Origin of the sequence: Salmonella sp. 2018103, assembly GCF_026247685.1 — a bacterium.
Classification (GTDB): Bacteria; Pseudomonadota; Gammaproteobacteria; order Enterobacterales; family Enterobacteriaceae; genus Salmonella; species Salmonella enterica.
Genome location: NZ_CP111029.1, coordinates 3,267,736 through 3,286,838 on the forward strand (window position 1 = coordinate 3,267,736; position 19,103 = coordinate 3,286,838).

The window sequence follows — 19,103 nt, forward strand, 5'->3', positions numbered from 1 at the left end:
GTATGACGGATATAGTTAACCACGACTCTTAAATCAACGGAGATCCTGACAGGTAAAGTTATGCAAAAATCGGTCTTAATAACAGGATGTTCCAGCGGAATCGGTCTGGATAGCGCGCTTGAACTTAAACGCCAGGGCTTTCAAATCCTGGCGGGCTGCCGCAAACCTGATGATGTCGCCCGGATGAACAGTATGGGATTTACCGGCGTGTTGATCGATCTCGACTCCCCTGAAAGCGTGGATCGTGCCGCCGATGAAGTGATCGCCCTGACCGATAATCGTCTGTATGGGATCTTTAACAATGCCGGCTACGGCGTGTATGGCCCCCTTTCCACCATCAGCCGTGAGCAGATGGAGCAACAGTTTTCCAGTAATTTCTTCGGCGCGCATCAGCTTACTATGCGCTTACTTCCCGCCATGTTGCCGCATGGCGAAGGACGCATTGTGATGACCTCATCGGTGATGGGGCTGATTTCCACCCCAGGGCGCGGCGCTTACGCCGCCAGCAAATATGCGCTCGAAGCCTGGTCTGACGCGCTACGTATGGAGCTACGGCACACAGGCATTAAAGTGAGCCTGATAGAACCGGGGCCGATTCGTACCCGTTTTACGGATAACGTTAACCAGACGCAGCGTGATAAACCGGTAGAAAATCCCGGCATCGCCGCACGTTTCACCCGCGATCCTGACGCGGTAGTAGCGAAAGTACGTCATGCTTTTGCAAGCGATAAACCCAAGCTGCGCTATCCCGTTACGCTGGTCACCTGGGCAGTGATGGCGCTGAAACGCCTATTGCCGGGCCGGATGCTGGATAAAATTTTACAAAGCTGAGTTGAAGCGCGCCCGTCAGCCCCCATGTAAACGTGACACAGACAAAAGAGAGCGACGCCATGTCCGTACAGAACATTGTCAATATTAATGAATCCAACCTGCAGCAGACCTTAGAGCAGTCCATGACCACGCCGGTACTGTTCTATTTCTGGTCTGAACGCAGCCAACACTGTCTGCAATTAACGCCAGTGCTGGAAAGTCTGGCTGCCCAGTACCACGGTCAGTTTATTCTGGCAAAGCTGGACTGCGACGCCGAACAGATGATCGCCGCTCAGTTTGGTCTGCGCGCCATCCCGACAGTCTATCTGTTCCAGAATGGCCAACCGGTCGATGGTTTCCAGGGACCGCAGCCGGAAGAGGCGATCCGCGCTCTGCTGGATAAAGTACTGCCGCGTGAAGAAGAGCTAAAAGCGCAACAAGCGATGCAGTTAATGCAGGAGGGCAACTACATTGACGCGCTGCCGTTGCTCAAAGACGCCTGGCAGCTCTCTTCGCAGAACAGTGAGATTGGCCTGTTACTGGCGGAAGCGCAAATTGCGCTGAACCGCTCTGAAGAGTCCGAAGCGGTATTAAAAACTATCCCGCTACAGGATCAGGATACCCGTTATCAGGGGCTGGTTGCGCAGATCGAACTGCTTAAACAGGCGGCGGATACGCCGGAAATTCAGCAACTTCAGCAGCAAGTCGCGGAGAATCCGCAGGATGCGGCTTTGGCAACGCAACTGGCGTTGCAGTTGCACCAGGTCGGACGTAATGAAGAAGCGCTGGAATTGCTGTTCAGCCATCTGAGAAAAGATCTTGCCGCCGCCGAGGGACAGACGCGCAAAACCTTCCAGGAGATCCTTGCCGCGCTCGGCACCGGCGACGCGCTGGCGTCGAAATACCGCCGCCAGTTGTACGCGTTACTGTATTAATCCTCTCTTGCCTGATGGCGCGCTTATCTGGCCTACCTGTCGTCCTCAGGCCGGATAAGGCGCTTGCGCCATCATCCGGCAACTATCATGATTTCTTGAGCGGCATCACTACCAACTGATGACGCGAATTATAGAACTTCCGGTAGGTTAAATAGCAGGCAATGATGGTAGACAGGCTGGCTGTCGACAACAGCATAAACGTTACCATAATTTGATATTTAATCGCTTTTACCGGATCGATCCCGGCAAAAATCAGCCCGGACATCATCCCCGGCAGGCTCACCAGCCCAACGGTCTTTGCCGAGTCGATCGTCGGGATAAGCGATGCGCGGATGCTATCGCGGATAAGCCCGGCGGAGGCCATTTTCGGCGTTGCGCCCAAACTTAACTTTTCCTGTATTTGCTGCTGCTCGCTATGAAAACGTAGCCCCAGTTGGTTGTAGCACAGCCCTACCGCTACCATCGCATTACCGGCGACCATGCCAGCGATGGGAATCACCTGCATCGGCGCAAATTCAATCGAACCGGTAAGCACCAGTACCGTCAGCGTTAGTCCGGCGCCGACGGTGATGGCGATAAACGAGGAGAGAAATGCCTTATCGATATATTTACTGCGCTTTTGCGCGTTCCAGGCGGCGTTAAAACAGATGAACAGCACCATCAGCAGCGTCAGGGCGGCATGATTAACGCCAAAGATGTATTTCAGTACATAGCCGACAATAATGAGCTGTATCACCGCCCGGCATACGCTCCACAGAATATCTTTTTCCAGCGCCAGCTTTTCCTTGTGACTGATGAGCATCGCGACCACCACCAGCAGCATCGATAACGCCAGCGAGGTATTGGTAATATTATGCTCGTTCATAACGCGCCTCCTGCATCTCTCCGGCAGATGGCGTTAACGTTATCACCTTATCCGCGTGTTGAATTTCATCTTTATCATGCGTTACCCACAAGACAGCGACCTGCTTATCGCGAACATAGCGATGAATAATATCATTCACATTCCGTTTGTTATGTTCATCCAGCGCGCTGGTTATTTCGTCGAGTAACAGTATTTTCGGCAGAAACTGTAGATTACGAATTAGAGCAATACGCTGTTTTTCCCCGCCGGAAAGCGCGGCAATCGGTTTTTGCAGAATCGTCTCCGGCAGTTCAAAACGCGCCAGATCGTCTGCGAAGGCTGTCGGCTGCGGGCGCTGATGGCGAATTTGCCAGGGAAAAATCAGGTTATCGTAAACCGTATCGCCAAATAGCGCTGGCGTCTGAGCGCAATAAGAAACCTGCTGGCGATAGGCTTCCGGACTCAGAGTAGTAATATCCTGCCCCTCAAAAAGAATCATGCCGATATCAGGGCTTATTAACGAGGCCACCATTTTCAACAACGTACTTTTTCCGCAGCCAGAAGGACCGGTAATTAACTTAAATTCGCCGCGTTGCAGCGTAAAACTGATGTTATTCACTATTTTTGTCGTCGCAGTCCGGTAACCGACCTGCTTTAACTCAAGCAACATGCTACGTTCTGTCATTTATTGCGCATCCGTTGTTCATATTTTTATAGCGATAGTGTATCCCTGTAATTAATAAGGGGGGAACATGCTTTACTGAATCAGGTATAATTCGCTTAATTCGTCAGCAAAATCGGTTTATGGACAACGCAACAGGAGGTTTAGCTATGCTCATTCTTATCCCTATTCTCATTTTCGTCGCGCTGGTGATCGTCGGCGCGGGCGTCAAAATCGTTCCGCAGGGATACCAGTGGACGGTGGAGCGCTTTGGACGTTACACCAAAACCCTGCAGCCGGGATTAAGCCTTGTTGTACCATTTATGGACAGAATTGGCCGCAAGATCAATATGATGGAGCAAGTGCTGGATATTCCGTCGCAGGAGGTGATCTCAAAAGATAACGCCAACGTCACTATCGATGCGGTCTGTTTTATTCAGGTTATCGATGCGCCGCGCGCCGCTTATGAAGTCAGTAACCTGGAACTGGCGATCATTAACCTGACCATGACCAATATCCGTACGGTGCTCGGTTCGATGGAGCTGGATGAAATGCTCTCCCAGCGCGACAGCATCAACACGCGGCTGCTGCATATTGTCGATGAAGCCACCAATCCGTGGGGAATTAAAGTTACCCGTATCGAAATTCGCGATGTCCGCCCGCCCGCGGAATTGATCTCCTCGATGAACGCCCAGATGAAAGCGGAACGTACCAAACGCGCCTATATCCTTGAGGCCGAAGGGGTACGTCAGGCGGAAATACTGAAAGCCGAGGGGGAAAAACAGTCGCAGATTCTGAAAGCCGAAGGCGAACGTCAGTCCGCTTTCCTGCAGGCGGAAGCCCGCGAACGTTCCGCCGAAGCGGAAGCCCGCGCTACGCAGATGGTGTCTGAAGCCATCGCCGCCGGGGATATTCAGGCGATAAACTACTTCGTGGCGCAGAAATACACCGAAGCGTTACAGCAAATCGGCTCGGCAAATAACAGCAAAGTGGTCATGATGCCGCTGGATGCCAGCAGTCTGATGGGCGCTATCGCCGGGATCAGCGAGCTGGTTAAGGACAGCGCCAGCGAACGGAAAAAAGCATGATAGCGATGATTCTGGTACATCCGCATATCTTCTGGCTTAGCCTCGGCGGCCTGTTGTTGGCCGCGGAAATGCTCGGCGGTAACGGCTATTTGCTGTGGAGCGGCGTGGCGGCAGTGATTACCGGCTTAACCGTCTGGCTCTTACCGCTCGGCTGGGAATGGCAGGGCGTGCTGTTTGCGGCCTTAACGTTACTGGCGGCCTGGCTTTGGTGGCGCTGGCTGGCGCGTCGCGTGCGGGAACAAAAGCCGACCGACAGCCGCCTTAACCAACGCGGACAACAACTGGTAGGCCGCCGGTTTATGCTTGATGCCGCGTTAGTGAACGGACGGGGTCATATGCGTGTCGGCGACAGCTCGTGGCCGGTATGCGCTGACGAAGACCTGCGCGCAGGTACGCATGTCGAAGTGATCGCCGTGGAAGGCATCACCTTACGCATTCGCGCCGTTTAATCAACGTGGCTTTTGCGCCTTGTGATGACAGCAGCCGGAAAGATTATCAATAATCGGGCAGTCGGCGCTGTCATCGCCGGGACAACTCTCCGCCAGCGCCAGCAGTTGATCGCGCATTGATTGCAGCTCGCTGATATGGCGCTCGATCTCCGCGACCTTTTCCAGCGTCCGCTTTTTCACATCTGCGCTATGGCGTCGCGGATCGTTAAACAGATTGACCAGTTCGCCACACTCTTCCAGATTAAACCCCACCTGCCTCGCCTGTCGCAGCAACGTCAGCTCGTTTAAATGCTTCTGCGTGTAGGTGCGATAACCATTTTCGCTACGTAATGGCGGCGTCACCAGCCCTTTCTCTTCATAAAACCGAATGGCTTTGCTGGTTAAACCGGTTTTTTTCGCCACATCGCTAATATTCATATTTCCCCCTTGACCTTAACCTTGCTGGAAGGTTTAACCTTTATCACAGTGAGTCACTACGATTACTAAGGTCAATGAATTGATGACCAATCATAAAGGAGTTTTTACTATGTCTCAAACTATCGACCTGACCCTGGACGGTTTGTCCTGCGGTCATTGCGTTAAACGCGTGAAAGAAAGTCTTGAACAACGTCCGGATGTTGAGCTGGCGGACGTTACCGTAACCGAAGCGCACGTTACCGGTACCGCCAGTGCGGACGCGTTAATTGAAACCATCAAACAAGCCGGGTATGGCGCGACGTTAAGCCACCCAAAGGCTAAACCGCTGACGGAGTCATCAATCCCGTCGGAAGCACTGGCAGCGGTTCCTCATGAGCTTCCGGTAGCGACGGCCGATGAAGAAAGCCAACAGTTGCTGTTAAGCGGCATGAGCTGCGCCAGTTGTGTCACCCGCGTACAACATGCGCTACAAAGCGTACCGGGCGTCACGCAGGCACGGGTAAACCTGGCGGAACGCACTGCGCTGGTGATGGGCAGCGCGTCCGCCGCTGATTTAGTGCAGGCGGTGGAAAAAGCCGGCTACGGCGCAGAGGCGATTGAAGATGACATCAAACGCCGCGAGCGCCAGCAGGAAACCGCCATCGCCACCATGAAACGTTTTCGCTGGCAGGCCATCGTCGCTCTGGCGGTCGGTATACCGGTCATGGTCTGGGGGATGATCGGCGATAACATGATGGTGACCGGCGACAACCGCAGCCTGTGGCTGGCTATTGGCCTGATCACGCTTGCGGTGATGGTCTTTGCGGGCGGTCATTTTTACCGTAACGCGTGGAAAAGCCTGCTGAACGGCACGGCGACGATGGATACGCTGGTGGCGCTCGGCACCGGGGTCGCCTGGCTCTACTCCATGAGCGTCAACCTGTGGCCGCAGTGGTTCCCGATGGAAGCGCGGCACCTCTATTACGAAGCCAGCGCGATGATTATCGGTCTGATTAATCTCGGACACATGCTGGAAGCGCGCGCCCGTCAGCGTTCCTCAAAAGCGCTGGAAAAATTACTCGATCTCACCCCGCCCACCGCACGCGTCGTGACAGAAGACGGCGAAAAAAGCGTCCCGTTGGCGGACGTTCAGCCAGGGATGCTGTTGCGGCTCACTACCGGCGATCGCGTGCCGGTGGATGGCGAAATTACCCAGGGCGAAGCGTGGCTTGATGAAGCCATGCTGACCGGCGAACCCATTCCGCAGCAAAAAGGCGAAGGCGATAGCGTTCATGCCGGCACCGTCGTCCAGGACGGCAGCGTCCTGTTCCGCGCCAGTGCGGTGGGCAGTCATACCACGCTGTCACGCATTATTCGCATGGTACGCCAGGCGCAAAGCAGTAAACCGGAAATTGGCCAACTGGCCGATAAAATCTCCGCGGTATTCGTTCCCGTCGTCGTGGCCATTGCGCTGTTCAGCGCCGCTATCTGGTATTTCTTCGGACCGGCGCCGCAAATTGTTTATACGCTGGTCATCGCCACCACCGTACTGATTATCGCCTGCCCTTGCGCATTAGGCCTGGCGACGCCAATGTCGATTATTTCCGGCGTAGGCCGCGCTGCCGAATTCGGCGTGCTGGTACGCGACGCCGATGCCCTGCAACGCGCCAGTACGTTGGATACCCTCGTTTTTGATAAAACCGGGACGCTGACGGAAGGCAAGCCGCAAGTGGTGGCGGTAAAAACCTTTAACGGCGTTGAGGAAGCTCAGGCATTACGTCTGGCAGCCGCGCTCGAACAAGGCTCCAGCCACCCGCTGGCCCATGCGATTCTGGAAAAAGCCGGCGACGATAAACTGCCTCAGGTGAACGGTTTCAGAACGCTGCGCGGACTGGGCGTCAGCGGTGAAGCAGAAGGTCATCAACTGCTTCTGGGGAACCAGGCGTTGCTGAACGAACAGCACGTCGCCACGGATGATATGACGGCGGAAATCACCGCGCAGGCCTCGCAAGGCTCTACTCCGGTCCTGCTGGCGATTGACGGTAAAGCGGCGGCGTTACTGGCGGTACGCGATCCATTGCGCAGCGATAGTATTGCCGCGCTTGAACGCCTGCACAACGCCGGATACCGTCTGGTAATGCTCACCGGGGATAACCCAACGACGGCTAACGCGATTGCCAAAGAAGCGGGTATTGATGAAGTGATTGCGGGCGTTCTGCCGGATGGCAAAGCCGATGCGATTAAACGTCTGCAAAGCCAGGGTCGTCAGGTTGCGATGGTCGGCGATGGTATCAACGATGCGCCCGCGCTGGCGCAGGCGGACGTCGGTATCGCGATGGGCGGCGGCAGCGATGTGGCGATTGAAACCGCGGCGATTACGCTGATGCGCCATAGTCTGATGGGCGTGGCGGATGCGCTGGCCATTTCGCGCGCGACGTTGCGCAATATGAAGCAAAACCTGCTTGGCGCATTTATCTACAACAGCATTGGTATCCCGGTGGCCGCCGGTATTCTGTGGCCGTTTACCGGTACCTTGTTAAACCCGGTAGTAGCGGGTGCGGCAATGGCGCTGTCTTCCATTACCGTCGTGAGCAATGCCAACCGGCTATTGCGCTTTAAACCGAAAGCGTAAAAAGTCTATACCCAAAATAATTCGAGTTGCTTAAAGGCGGCAAGGGAGTGAGTCCCCAGGAGCATAGATAACTATGTGACTGGGGTGAGCGAGCGTAGCCAACACATAAGCAACTTGAAGTATGAAGGGTATATATCAGGCAGCATTAGCTGCCTGATATATTATTAAGCCATCAGTAATTTACCGTATCAATATATAAAAATTTAACCGCACATCCTGTAGAAAAATAAAAAACAACATTTTATAATGTTTTTTTTGAATCATAAGGATGTGTTATTTATGTTTAGAAAAGCAGTTACGCTTCTTTTCCTGCTTTCTCCCGCAGTTAGTTATGCAGGGTTATTTGATTCCACTCCAGAGTTAAAATGTGGCAACGATAATGCAGTCACGGCGGCAAAAGAGTGGATCTATAATGAAGCATTAGGTCGTTTACAGCAAAGCTATATTAAAGCGCCCTCCACGCTTTTCTTCGATATCCCCCAGACTCAGTACGAGCAGCAACTCCGGGCTATTCCTGTTCAATTCAGTGATGTAATAACGCAGAACCCTCAACCAGAAAATGCTAACCTACGAACTTGCTCGGCTACCGTCACCATAGATATTCCTCAGCCATTTCTTAAATTAATGAAAGACTTACCAGATACTCTATCCTATATTTCACAAGAAAACAGCCAGGTAATAAATAATACGATGACCTGGAAAGAGGTTAACTACAATATCCAGCTTGCTGACAACAACAAAGATATTGTCGTCACCCCTGTGAAAAAAATTTATAAATTGACGTGGTCTATTTATGTAATGGCAAGAATGACGGTATCTGGTGATAACCTCATAAAGAAAAAAAATAGCTCACTGATTGAAATCGCAGCAAAGAAATTTGAGAGTAGAGATCGCGAGCTTAATCAGGTCTGGAATTCACTACCCGCCTCTGCCCGAACGGCATTAAAACAAGAGCAGCGAGTCTGGGTGACAAAAAAAGAGCAGCAGTGCGGCAAACTTAGCGATGCAAAATCCGAGGCCATACCTGCTGAAAAGCGCATCAGTATTTATACATGCCAGCTTGAAATGACCATCGCCAGAACGGCCTATCTCGACGGCAGCGAATAACCCGACCGATCGTTGACGTCCCGTCAGGGCGCATTGCGCCCTTTTCTCCAACGCGCTAGCATGAGCTTTTTCAAAGGGAGCGCGTATGGAGCTATTAAATCAACTTAAACGTTTATGGCGCGCGCTGCGTGGTACCCCAAATAGTTGGCCTGCTATCGATCTCTCCCTGCCCGGCGGTCGTCATCTGCATCTGGTTGGCAGTATTCATATGGGGACGCGCGATATGGCTCCTCTTCCAGCAAAGCTGGTGAAAAAGCTACGCCAGGCCGATGCGCTGGTCGTTGAAGCGGATATTTCTGGTAACGAAACGCCATTCAGCAATCTCCCCAAATGCCCGCCGTTGGTCGAACGTCTCAGCGCCGGGCAGCTAAGCGCACTGGAAAAACGGGTCAGCGAGTTGGGTATGCCGCTGATCCATTTTGATAATCAACCTTTATGGCAGATAGCTATGGTGCTACAGGCCACGCAGGCGCAACGGCTGGGATTGCGCCCGGACTATGGCATTGATTATCAGCTATTACAGGCTGCCCGCGAAATGTCGCTGCCGGTGCAAGAGCTGGAAGGGGCGAAACACCAGCTCGAACTACTATGCGATCTGCCCGATGGCGGGATGGCGCTGCTCGACGACACGCTGACGCACTGGCACACCAACGCACGGCTTTTGCAGGTGATGATCGGCTGGTGGCTTGAACAGCCGCCGACCAGCGTCGGCGCTTCGCTCCCCAGAACGTTTAGCCAACCGCTGTATGATGTACTGATGGTGAAACGCAATGAAGCCTGGCGCGACGCGCTGCTGGCACTGCCGCCGGGACGCTACGTGGTAGCCGTAGGGGCGCTACATCTGTACGGCGAAGGCAACCTACCGCAAATATTGAAATAAAAAAATGGCCAATATCGCTATTGGCCCGTCAAAGAGGAATTTCATCGTTATTATTATCCCGACGCTTTCGCTTCGGATCTTCAGATTGTCGCTCAAAGTTGCCGCAACTGCCAAGACCTAATGCACAAGATTATACTATTTTTTAGTCCGCTTTCGGGCGTATGCTGATGGCAAATCACGTCTGTAGTAAGAAGGAACGTTATGACACCCGCAGTTAAGTTACTCGAAAAGAATAAGATTCCGTTTAACATTCACACCTACGATCACGATCCGAATGAAACTAACTTTGGCGATGAAGTGGTGCGTAAGCTCGGGCTAAACGCCGATCAGGTGTATAAAACGCTTTTGGTTGCCGTGAATGGCGATATGAAGCAACTGGCCGTCGCCGTGACGCCTGTAGCCGGGCAGCTGGATTTGAAAAAAGTCGCCAAAGCTCTGGGCGCGAAAAAGGTCGATATGGCCGACCCGATGGTGGCGCAACGCACCACGGGATATCTGGTCGGCGGGATCAGTCCGCTGGGACAGAAGAAACGGCTGCCCACGCTGATTGACGCGCCAGCCCGCACGTTTGCCACTATTTATGTTTCCGGTGGTAAACGCGGGCTGGATATTGAACTGGCGGCTGACGATTTGGCCGCCATACTGGGTGCTAAATTCGCTGATATCGCGCGTCGGGATTAAGCCTGCGTAAAATACATTGCCGGATAGCGGCGCAAACGCCTTATCCGGCCTACAGCAGACATAATCCGTAGGCCTTAAGGCTGCGCGCCATCAGGCAGAAATGGCTATCCGTACCGCTACAGCCAGCTCACCTCGCCTTTTGGCGTAAACGCCGCCGCATCCAGCGGTGAATTTTGCTGAATAAACTCTTTCAGCACTTCCGCGTCAATAAACCCGGTATTCACGTATCCCGGTTTGTTATCGATGCGCGGATAACCATCGCCGCCCGTGGCGTTGAAACTCAGCGTCGCCATGCGATAGGTTTTGGCCGGATCAACAGGCTCGCCTTTGATTTTCAGATCGGTGAGCTTGCCCTCTTTGGCGACAAAGCTCACATTGGCGAACTGTGGATAGGCGCCGGAGTCCGGCTTCATCTGCGCTACGGCGGTGAGATAATCAACCACCTCTTTGCCACTCATATCGGCATACACCACAATGTTGCCGAATGGCTGTACCTTGAGCACGCTTTTATAGGTAATATCTCCCGCCTCAATCGAGTCGCGAATACCGCCGCCGCTCATCACGCCAAAATCGGCACCGGTGCGCGCGATCTGCGCAGCCAGAATCACCCGTCCCATATTGGTCTGGACAAATCTGACCTTACTGCGATCGCCTTCAAGAAGGCCATTCACGCTACCAATTTTCACCTCCAGTTGCGCTTTACCTTTATTCTGGAACGGCGTTAATAACGAGAGCATTTGCGGATTTTCGGCGATTTCCGGCGTGTAAAGTACACGCTCGCTTTTCCCGTTATCCCAGGTCACTTTTTTCTTGAGATTTACCGGAATAAGCTGGTAGTTAACCATTTTCATCTCGCCGTTACGGAATTCGAAATCCGCGCGGCCCACATATTTACCCCACTCATGCGCCTGCACGATCCAGATGCCATTTTGCTTATCCGGCGCGCAGGGCGTTCCCGGTACGTAATTCACCTGTTTTTTATTTTCCGACGCCATGCATACCGGGTCTTGTGAGTGACCGCCCACAATCATCGCCAGCGAACCGGCAGGCAGGCTACGCGCCATCTCAACGTCGCCCGGCGCATTCGAACCGTGATCGCCGTTGTCATAATGTCCCATATGCGTGGTCGCGATAATCACGTCCGGTTTTTCATTCATATTAAGTTCCTGAATCACCACCTTTGCTTCTTCAGCAGGTTTACGAAACTCAATATCAGTGAAATATTCCGGGTTGCCTATTTTCGCCGTGTCATCGGTGGTTAAGCCGATTACCGCGATTTTTATATCCTGGCGTATAAAAATAGCCCACGGCTTAAACAGACGCTCGCCGGTACTTTTTTGATAAATATTGGCGGAAAGAAAGGGAAACTTCGCCCACTTTTCCTGCTGGCGCAATACGGTGAGCGGGTTATCAAATTCATGATTACCGACGGCCATAGCGTCGTAGCGAATCAGATTCATCCCGCGGAAATCGGGCTCCGCATCCTGGAGATCGGATTCCGGCACCCCGGTATTAATGTCGCCGCCGGATAACAACAGGACGCTTCCCCCCTCTTGCGCCACCTCTTTACGGATACTGTCCACCAGCGTTTTTTGCGCCGCCAGACCATATTCGCCATATTCGCTGCGCCAGAAGTGACCGTGGTGATCGTTGGTATGCAGGATAGTAATTTTATAGGTTTTATCTTTTTCGTAAGCCTGTGCAGGCTGAGTCGTCAGCGCGAACGCCGCCAGTAACGCCAGCGCCACACCCCGTTTCAAAAATTTCATCTTTCTCTCCCTGACTCAATATCAACCGCAGAAATTACCTTTCCTTGCAATAATAGACAAATATGTTTTCAGAATTGAGACTTCCTTCAAACACATTTCACAGGTATGTTAGGCAAGTAATAATTACACATCCTACTATCTCCAACATCGCATAAAATTTAAGTGACTTTCTATGGCCATGAGTGAACCAACCCAGCCGTTAGCCGGCGCGCCCGCAGCGGCCGCTAAAGCACGTACTTCGTTTGGTATTTTGGGCGCGATCAGTCTTTCCCATCTGCTGAACGATATGATCCAGTCGCTAATCTTAGCCATTTATCCCCTGTTGCAGGCGGAGTTTTCGCTGACTTTCGTCCAGATAGGTTTGATCACCCTGACGTTCCAGCTCGCCTCATCGCTACTGCAACCGGTCGTCGGCTACTGGACGGATAAGTATCCCATGCCGTGGTCGCTGCCTGTCGGCATGTGTTTTACCCTGAGCGGGCTGGTACTGCTGGCAATGGCGGGAAGTTTTGGCGGCGTATTGCTCGCTGCGGCGCTGGTGGGTACCGGCTCGTCCGTTTTTCACCCGGAATCGTCCCGCGTGGCGCGCATGGCCTCCGGCGGACGTCATGGTCTGGCGCAGTCTATCTTCCAGGTCGGCGGAAACTTCGGCAGTTCATTGGGCCCGCTGCTGGCCGCCGTGATTATCGCGCCCTATGGCAAAGGGAATGTCGCCTGGTTTGTGCTGGCCGCGCTGCTGGCGATCGTGGTGCTGGCGCAGATCAGCCGCTGGTATGCAGCCCAGCACCGGATAGCGAAAGGCAAGCCAAAAGCGATAATCGCTAACCCGCTGCCGCGCAATAAAGTCGTGCTGGCGGTCAGCGTGTTATTGCTACTCATTTTCTCGAAATATTTTTATATGGCGAGCATCAGTAGCTATTACACCTTTTATCTGATGCAAAAATTCGGATTATCAATACAAAACGCGCAGCTCCATCTGTTTGCCTTCCTGTTTGCGGTGGCTGCCGGGACGGTAATCGGCGGGCCGGTGGGCGATAAAATCGGCAGAAAATATGTGATATGGGGCTCTATTCTCGGCGTCGCGCCGTTTACCCTTGTTTTACCCTACGCCACGCTGTACTGGACGGGGATTTTAACGGTGATTATCGGCTTTATTCTCGCGTCGGCGTTTTCCGCCATTCTGGTGTATGCCCAGGAGCTGCTGCCAGGACGCATCGGTATGGTTTCCGGCCTGTTTTTCGGGTTTGCCTTCGGAATGGGAGGCCTGGGCGCAGCGGTGTTGGGGCTGATTGCCGACCATACCAGTATCTATTTAGTTTATAAAATCTGTGCTTTCCTGCCGCTTCTGGGGATACTGACCATATTCTTACCTGATAATCGACATAAAGCGTGATTTTATGGCGGTTAAAGGTACGCTTTAACCGCCTGTACATCCTGATGCCATCTTGCTTTGTCCATCCCATACTTATCACTTTTACGTTCCGTGCTCTTTTTGCCTTCAGATCGTATCTTTTTATAAAACACAACCATTTTTTATAAACATCCTGATTGAAATTGTCATAAACTATTACCCGGAGTTTTGGAGTCCAGCAACCAAAGGAGACGGAATGCATCACGCTACCCCGCTTATCACCACCATTGTCGGCGGCCTTGTGCTCGCTTTTATTCTCGGCATGATTGCCAACAAATTGCGTATTTCTCCACTGGTGGGATATCTGTTAGCGGGCGTTCTGGCGGGACCTTTTACCCCTGGTTTTGTTGCGGATACCAAACTGGCGCCGGAGCTGGCGGAGCTCGGCGTGATTCTATTGATGTTCGGCGTCGGGCTGCATTTTTCGCTGAAGGATTTGATGGCGGTAAAGTCTATCGCCATTCCCGGCGCTGTCGCTCAGATAGCGGTGGCGACGCTGCTGGGTATGGCGCTTTCCGCCGTGCTGGGATGGTCATTAATGACCGGCATCGTTTTTGGGCTCTGTCTGTCTACCGCCAGTACCGTCGTCCTGCTGCGCGCGCTTGAGGAGCGACAACTCCTTGATAGCCAGCGCGGGCAAATCGCCATCGGCTGGCTGATTGTCGAAGATCTGGTGATGGTGCTGACGCTGGTCTTGCTGCCCGCCGTTGCCGGCATGGTGGAAAAAGGCGATGTCGGCATAGCCTCGCTGGCAGTCGATATGGGGATAACCATTGGTAAAGTGGTAGCGTTTATCGCCATCATGATGCTGGTCGGACGCCGCCTGGTGCCGTGGATTATGGCCCGCAGCGCCGCCACCGGCTCGCGCGAATTATTTACCCTTTCCGTACTGGCCCTGGCGTTAGGCATTGCGTTTGGCGCGGTAGAACTGTTTGACGTCTCTTTTGCGCTGGGCGCGTTCTTCGCTGGAATGGTGCTTAATGAGTCGGAACTGAGTCACCGGGCGGCGCACGATACGTTGCCGCTGCGCGACGCCTTTGCCGTCCTGTTTTTTGTTTCCGTCGGCATGTTGTTCGATCCGTTAGTCTTGATCCAACAGCCGCTGGCGGTGCTGGCGACGCTTGCCATTATCGTCTTTGGTAAATCGATCGCTGCGTTTTTCCTGGTGCGTATGTTCGGCCACTCGCCGCGAACCGCGCTGACCATTGCAGCCAGCCTGGCGCAAATCGGCGAGTTCGCCTTTATTCTCGCCGGACTCGGCATGGCGCTCAACCTGCTGCCGCAAGCGGGACAGAACCTGGTGCTGGCAGGCGCTATTTTGTCGATTATGCTTAATCCCGTACTGTTTACCCTGCTGGAGAAGTATCTGGCGAAAACCGAAACGCTGGAAGAGCAAACTCTGGAAGAGGCTATCGAAGAAGAGAAGCAAATTCCGGTGGATATCTGTAATCATGCCCTGCTGGTGGGTTTTGGCCGCGTAGGCAGTCTGCTGGGAGAAAAATTACTGGCGGCGGGGATTCCGCTGGTGGTTATCGAAACGTCCCGTACCCGCGTGGATGAGCTGCGCGAACGCGGGATTCGCGCCGTGCTGGGCAACGCCGCTAACGAAGAAATCATGAATCTGGCGCATCTGGACTGCGCCCGCTGGCTGTTGTTGACCATCCCCAACGGTTACGAAGCCGGCGAGATTGTCGCCTCAGCGCGGGAAAAAAGTCCTGATATCGAGATAATCGCCCGCGCGCACTATGATGATGAAGTGAAATATATTACCGAGCGGGGAGCCAATCAGGTAGTGATGGGCGAGCGAGAAATTGCCCGGGCGATGTTGGAACTGCTTGAAACGCCGCCCGCAGGTGAAGTCGTCGCCAGTTAAGGGTTTGCCGGACGGCCCGATGCGCGCAGCGCTATCGGGCAAGCCAGATTAGCGATCCCAGTACGACTCTTCCAGGCTGTCCTCACGCTCCGGCAGCCCGCGTGTCAGACGCGGAGAATGCTGGTTCAGTACCTGATAACTGACACGGTTAGCATATTTACACACCTGCGCCAGCGACGAATAGGTCAGCCAGGTGAATTTGTGCTTACTGGAGTTCGGTACGTTGCTACGATGGTAACTGTTCGCCGTAATATCGTGCAGCAGCGCCGCCAGCGCGCCATCGCCCGCGCCGTTGGTGTTCATGATTTTTTCCGGCCCGCCCATATACGGCGCAATATGCGAATAAACGCGCAGCGGATTAGTACAATCTTTATGGCGCATTGCCCGGCTAAATTCATACTGGTTAAATTCAGCAATAGCCCCCGGCAGCAGAGGATGCTGGGTTTTACGTTTTGCTTCCTCTTCGGTGAAGCCTGCCATATATAACCCTATCGGCCCGGCGGTGCATAACACCAGGTCGACCCAGTCCAGCGCCTTATCCGCCGCCAGCAGCGGGTCGTTTTCGCCGGTCAGCGCTTCCGCTTCTTCTTCATTCATTGCCAGAATCGAGACATTCTCTTTGAGAAACGCCTGCCACCACTGCGGATTATCGGCGATCACAAATTTGGTGCCCAGCGTCATGACAACCGGCACGTTATGCTTTTTCGCGTATTCGATCGCTTTCATCGTCGCGTCAGGCATCGGTTCGCCAGGCTTACAGCGCACCAGATATGAGGTCAACACCAGCGCGGAAGCGCCAGCGATCACCGCTTCCGGAATACTTTCCGCCCGTAGCTGATTCATATGGCCGGGGCTGATAGCGAAGGTACGCTCGCCGGATTCGCCAATCAGCGTGAAACAGCGGCCAATCGGGCCATCTACCGCTTGCAGATAATTCAGGTCGGTACGGCTGGAAGTATTACACAGGTAGCGATAAGCGTAGCTGCCAATCTCAATATTGCTGCACATCACGCCCAGTAACACCGAACGGTCATCCGCCAGTACCGAGTAATTATGCATCGTATTGCCTATGGTGCCGCCAGCAAACTGATGGGTGATCAGATTTTCCCGCGTCAGTTCCTGATACAGCTTCTCCGCCACCTCGTCTTCTATCACCAGAGAATGCCCGGCGCTTAATCCATAGCGTGTAATAAAATCGTCATCCACTTTCGCCTCAATATCCACCAACGTCTGGTCGATACCGACGACCCAGGAGGCGTTGGTTTCCTGTTCTGGCTGAATTTGTTGCAACAACGGGTCACGCGCATTGACGGGAAAATAGTGTTTGGATTTACGTTTACCGGGAAATTTCATGATTGTGCTTACGGATGAATAACGGAGCGCTGCATGGTAGCACATTCCCCCCGCTGCGCGCGACGGACGATGGCGTTTCAATATCGGACGACGAGATCGCAGTTTCTCCAGCCGCGTTTTTTACAATGGTTCACTTTCACAAGGAGCGTTTTATGAAGCCGGAAAATAAAATTCCCGTACTCACCCGACTGTCAGACGAAATGACAGCCGTCGTAAACTTCCAGCAACCAGGCCTTCCCCCCTGGCCTGCCGATGGCGATATTGAGACCCAGCGTCAGTATTATCTTCTTGAGCGCCGTTTCTGGAATGCCGACGCGCCGTCCATGACCACCCGCACCTGCGCCGTCCCTACGCCTTATGGCGATGTAACAACCCGGCTCTACTCGCCGCAGCCGACCAGTCAGGCCACCTTATACTATCTGCACGGCGGCGGATTTATCCTCGGTAATCTGGATACGCATGACCGGATAATGCGTCTGCTGGCGCGTTATACCGGCTGCACCGTGATCGGTATTGATTATTCGCTGTCGCCGCAAGCGCGTTATCCGCAGGCCATTGAAGAAACCGTCGCGGTATGCAGCTACTTCTCTCAACATGCCGATGAATACTCGCTCAATGTGGAGAAAATCGGTTTCGCCGGGGATTCCGCAGGCGCCATGCTGGCGCTTGCCAGCGCGCTCTGGCTACGTGATAAGCACATTCGCTGCGGTAACGTTATCGCGATTCTGTTGTGGTATGGGCTGTATGGGTTGCAGGATTCGGTAAGCCGCCGTCTGTTCGGCGGCGCGTGGGACGGCCTGACGCGTGAAGATCTGGACATGTACGAAAAGGCCTATCTGCGTAACGATGAAGATCGGGAATCGCCCTGGTATTGTCTGTTTAATAACGATCTCACGCGCGATGTGCCGCCCTGCTTTATTGCCAGCGCGGAGTTTGATCCGCTCATTGATGACAGCCGCTTGCTGCACCAGACATTACAGGCGCACCAGCAGCCCTGCGAATACAAAATGTATCCCGGCACGCTGCACGCCTTTCTGCACTATTCGCGAATGATGACAATCGCCGACGATGCCTTGCAGGACGGCGCACGCTTCTTTATGGCGAGGATGAAGACGCCGCGTTAACGGTACGGCGCCGTGAGTTTCAGCATCATATCAATATGTTCCGGCGTCGCGTTCAGCGCCGGAATGTACGCATATTTTTTGCCGCCCGCTTCAAGGAAGATCTCGCGATTCTGTTCCGCTATCTCTTCCAGCGTCTCCAGACAATCCGCGGCAAATCCCGGACACATGACCTGAATATGGCCAGTCCCCTTTTCACCCAACATTTTTAGCGTTTCATCGGTGTACGGCGTCAGCCACGGTTCACGGCCAAAGCGCGACTGGAACGTCATCATTACCTTTTCCGGCGGCAGTCCCAATGCGGAAACCAGTTCACGCGTGGTATCGCGACAGCGCTGCGGGTAGTCATCGCCTTCATCCGCATAACGTTGTGGAATGCCGTGATAGGAGAGCAGAAGCACATCCGGCTCGCCGTGTCTGGCGAACGACTCACGCGCGCTTTTCGCCAGCGCATCGATATAAGCGCCGTCATCCGCGTAATCGCGAATAAATGAGATACCGGGAATACGACGTTTACGCGCCAGTATCCGCCCCAGTTCGTCCCAGACTGCGCCCACCGTTGAGCAAGAGTATTGCGGGTACAACGGCAGCACGACGATATGGTCGACGTCGCTTGCTAACAGTTCATCGACAGCGCTTTCCAGCGAGGGCGAGCCGTAGCTCATCCCCAGCGCGACGGGCGTGTCTGGCAGCCGCGCGGCCAGCGCCTGTTGCTGTTCGCGGCTATATACCATGAGCGGCGAACCGCCATCCATCCAGATAGATTGATAGAGTTTCGCGACGCGCGGCGAACGCAGCGGTAAAATAACGCCACGCAGCAGCGGCCACCACAGCAGACGAGGAGTATCCACCACGCGTCTGTCGCTTAAAAATTGTTTCAGGTAGCGCTTTACCGCTTCGGGAGTTGGGGCATCTGGCGTGCCAAGGTTAGCCAGCAGGATACCGGTTTTCGTCTGACGCATTGCCGCCTCTTATCTATTCAAATTGTTGATAATTGTAGCGGAAAAGTGATAAAGAAGAACTAATTGCTGCGAGAGGTAAGACGAGAATTTGCCGAATGGCGCTAACGATGCCAGTAGGCCGGATAAGGCGT

The 19,103-nt window shown here is 53.6% G+C and carries 17 protein-coding genes; 11 read left to right on the top strand and 6 right to left on the bottom strand.

Translation table 11 applies throughout. The features are described 5' to 3' along the window. Positions 1-60: 60 nt before the first annotated feature. Together OLG56_RS15950 and cnoX are read left to right on the top strand one after the other, a co-directional pair. Entirely contained in the window at positions 61-831 is a 771-nt protein-coding gene (locus tag OLG56_RS15950; RefSeq protein WP_001172801.1) for an SDR family oxidoreductase, read from the top strand. 59 nt (positions 832-890) lie between these two features. Further along, positions 891-1,745: a chaperedoxin gene (cnoX, locus tag OLG56_RS15955; protein WP_000116062.1), complete on the top strand. Its 855-nt coding sequence runs from the start codon at positions 891-893 to the stop codon at positions 1,743-1,745. 85 nt (positions 1,746-1,830) lie between these two features. On the opposite strand, the gene fetB is transcribed toward cnoX, so the two are convergent. Next, positions 1,831-2,610: an iron efflux ABC transporter permease subunit FetB gene (fetB, locus tag OLG56_RS15960; protein WP_001002130.1), complete on the bottom strand. Its 780-nt coding sequence runs from the start codon at positions 2,608-2,610 to the stop codon at positions 1,831-1,833. After that, positions 2,597-3,274 (bottom strand): iron efflux ABC transporter ATP-binding subunit FetA, encoded by a 678-nt coding sequence (gene fetA / locus OLG56_RS15965; RefSeq protein WP_000140186.1) that lies wholly within the window; start codon positions 3,272-3,274, stop codon positions 2,597-2,599. Before fetA ends, fetB begins: the two co-directional genes overlap by 14 nt. 146 nt (positions 3,275-3,420) lie before the next feature. Between fetA and OLG56_RS15970 the strand changes: the two genes are divergently transcribed. Together OLG56_RS15970 and OLG56_RS15975 are read left to right on the top strand one after the other, a co-directional pair. After that, complete coding sequence (locus OLG56_RS15970; protein ID WP_000906146.1) at positions 3,421-4,338, top strand: SPFH domain-containing protein; 918 nt, start codon at positions 3,421-3,423, stop codon at positions 4,336-4,338. Beyond that, a complete protein-coding gene (locus OLG56_RS15975) occupies positions 4,335-4,787 on the top strand; it encodes an NfeD family protein (protein WP_000561177.1) in 453 nt (150 codons plus the stop codon). Before OLG56_RS15970 ends, OLG56_RS15975 begins: the two co-directional genes overlap by 4 nt. On the opposite strand, the gene cueR is transcribed toward OLG56_RS15975, so the two are convergent. Continuing rightward, complete coding sequence (gene cueR / locus OLG56_RS15980) at positions 4,788-5,204, bottom strand: Cu(I)-responsive transcriptional regulator (RefSeq protein WP_001026760.1); 417 nt, start codon at positions 5,202-5,204, stop codon at positions 4,788-4,790. A gap of 109 nt (positions 5,205-5,313) precedes the next feature. On the opposite strand from cueR, the gene copA reads away from it, so the two are divergent. From copA to ybaK, 4 genes are all read left to right on the top strand, one after another. After that, complete coding sequence (gene copA, locus OLG56_RS15985) at positions 5,314-7,815, top strand: copper-exporting P-type ATPase CopA (protein ID WP_000083913.1); 2,502 nt, start codon at positions 5,314-5,316, stop codon at positions 7,813-7,815. Between the two features lie 279 nt (positions 7,816-8,094). Next, on the top strand, positions 8,095-8,922 hold the full coding sequence (locus OLG56_RS15990; RefSeq protein WP_000488560.1) for a lysozyme inhibitor LprI family protein: 828 nt from the start codon (positions 8,095-8,097) through the stop codon (positions 8,920-8,922). Between the two features lie 85 nt (positions 8,923-9,007). Further along, entirely contained in the window at positions 9,008-9,802 is a 795-nt protein-coding gene (locus OLG56_RS15995; RefSeq protein ID WP_000421861.1) for a TraB/GumN family protein, read from the top strand. A gap of 201 nt (positions 9,803-10,003) precedes the next feature. Further along, the gene (ybaK, locus tag OLG56_RS16000) at positions 10,004-10,483 is read left to right on the top strand and encodes a Cys-tRNA(Pro)/Cys-tRNA(Cys) deacylase YbaK (protein ID WP_000186618.1); all 480 of its coding nucleotides are present in this window, start codon (positions 10,004-10,006) and stop codon (positions 10,481-10,483) included. Between the two features lie 116 nt (positions 10,484-10,599). On the opposite strand, the gene ushA is transcribed toward ybaK, so the two are convergent. Beyond that, on the bottom strand, positions 10,600-12,252 hold the full coding sequence (gene ushA / locus OLG56_RS16005) for a bifunctional UDP-sugar hydrolase/5'-nucleotidase UshA (RefSeq protein ID WP_001602962.1): 1,653 nt from the start codon (positions 12,250-12,252) through the stop codon (positions 10,600-10,602). A 172-nt stretch (positions 12,253-12,424) separates the two neighbouring features. On the opposite strand from ushA, the gene OLG56_RS16010 reads away from it, so the two are divergent. Together OLG56_RS16010 and ybaL are read left to right on the top strand one after the other, a co-directional pair. After that, positions 12,425-13,645 (top strand): MFS transporter, encoded by a 1,221-nt coding sequence (locus OLG56_RS16010; RefSeq protein ID WP_001251593.1) that lies wholly within the window; start codon positions 12,425-12,427, stop codon positions 13,643-13,645. A 214-nt stretch (positions 13,646-13,859) separates the two neighbouring features. After that, complete coding sequence (gene ybaL, locus OLG56_RS16015) at positions 13,860-15,536, top strand: YbaL family putative K(+) efflux transporter (protein WP_000546202.1); 1,677 nt, start codon at positions 13,860-13,862, stop codon at positions 15,534-15,536. A gap of 48 nt (positions 15,537-15,584) precedes the next feature. On the opposite strand, the gene gsk is transcribed toward ybaL, so the two are convergent. Next, positions 15,585-16,889, bottom strand: coding sequence for an inosine/guanosine kinase (gene gsk, locus OLG56_RS16020; protein ID WP_000671593.1), 1,305 nt, complete (start codon positions 16,887-16,889; stop codon positions 15,585-15,587). Between the two features lie 152 nt (positions 16,890-17,041). Here gsk and aes point away from each other — a divergent pair, with 152 nt between their 5' ends. After that, positions 17,042-18,013 carry an acetyl esterase gene (gene aes / locus OLG56_RS16025; RefSeq protein WP_000801786.1) on the top strand — a complete coding sequence of 324 codons (972 nt, stop codon included), beginning with the start codon at positions 17,042-17,044 and terminating at the stop codon, positions 18,011-18,013. Here aes and hemH read toward each other — a convergent pair. Continuing rightward, the gene (hemH, locus tag OLG56_RS16030) at positions 18,010-18,972 is read right to left on the bottom strand and encodes a ferrochelatase (protein ID WP_001250078.1); all 963 of its coding nucleotides are present in this window, start codon (positions 18,970-18,972) and stop codon (positions 18,010-18,012) included. The two genes, aes and hemH, sit on opposite strands and share 4 nt — an antisense overlap. Positions 18,973-19,103 lie beyond the last annotated feature (131 nt).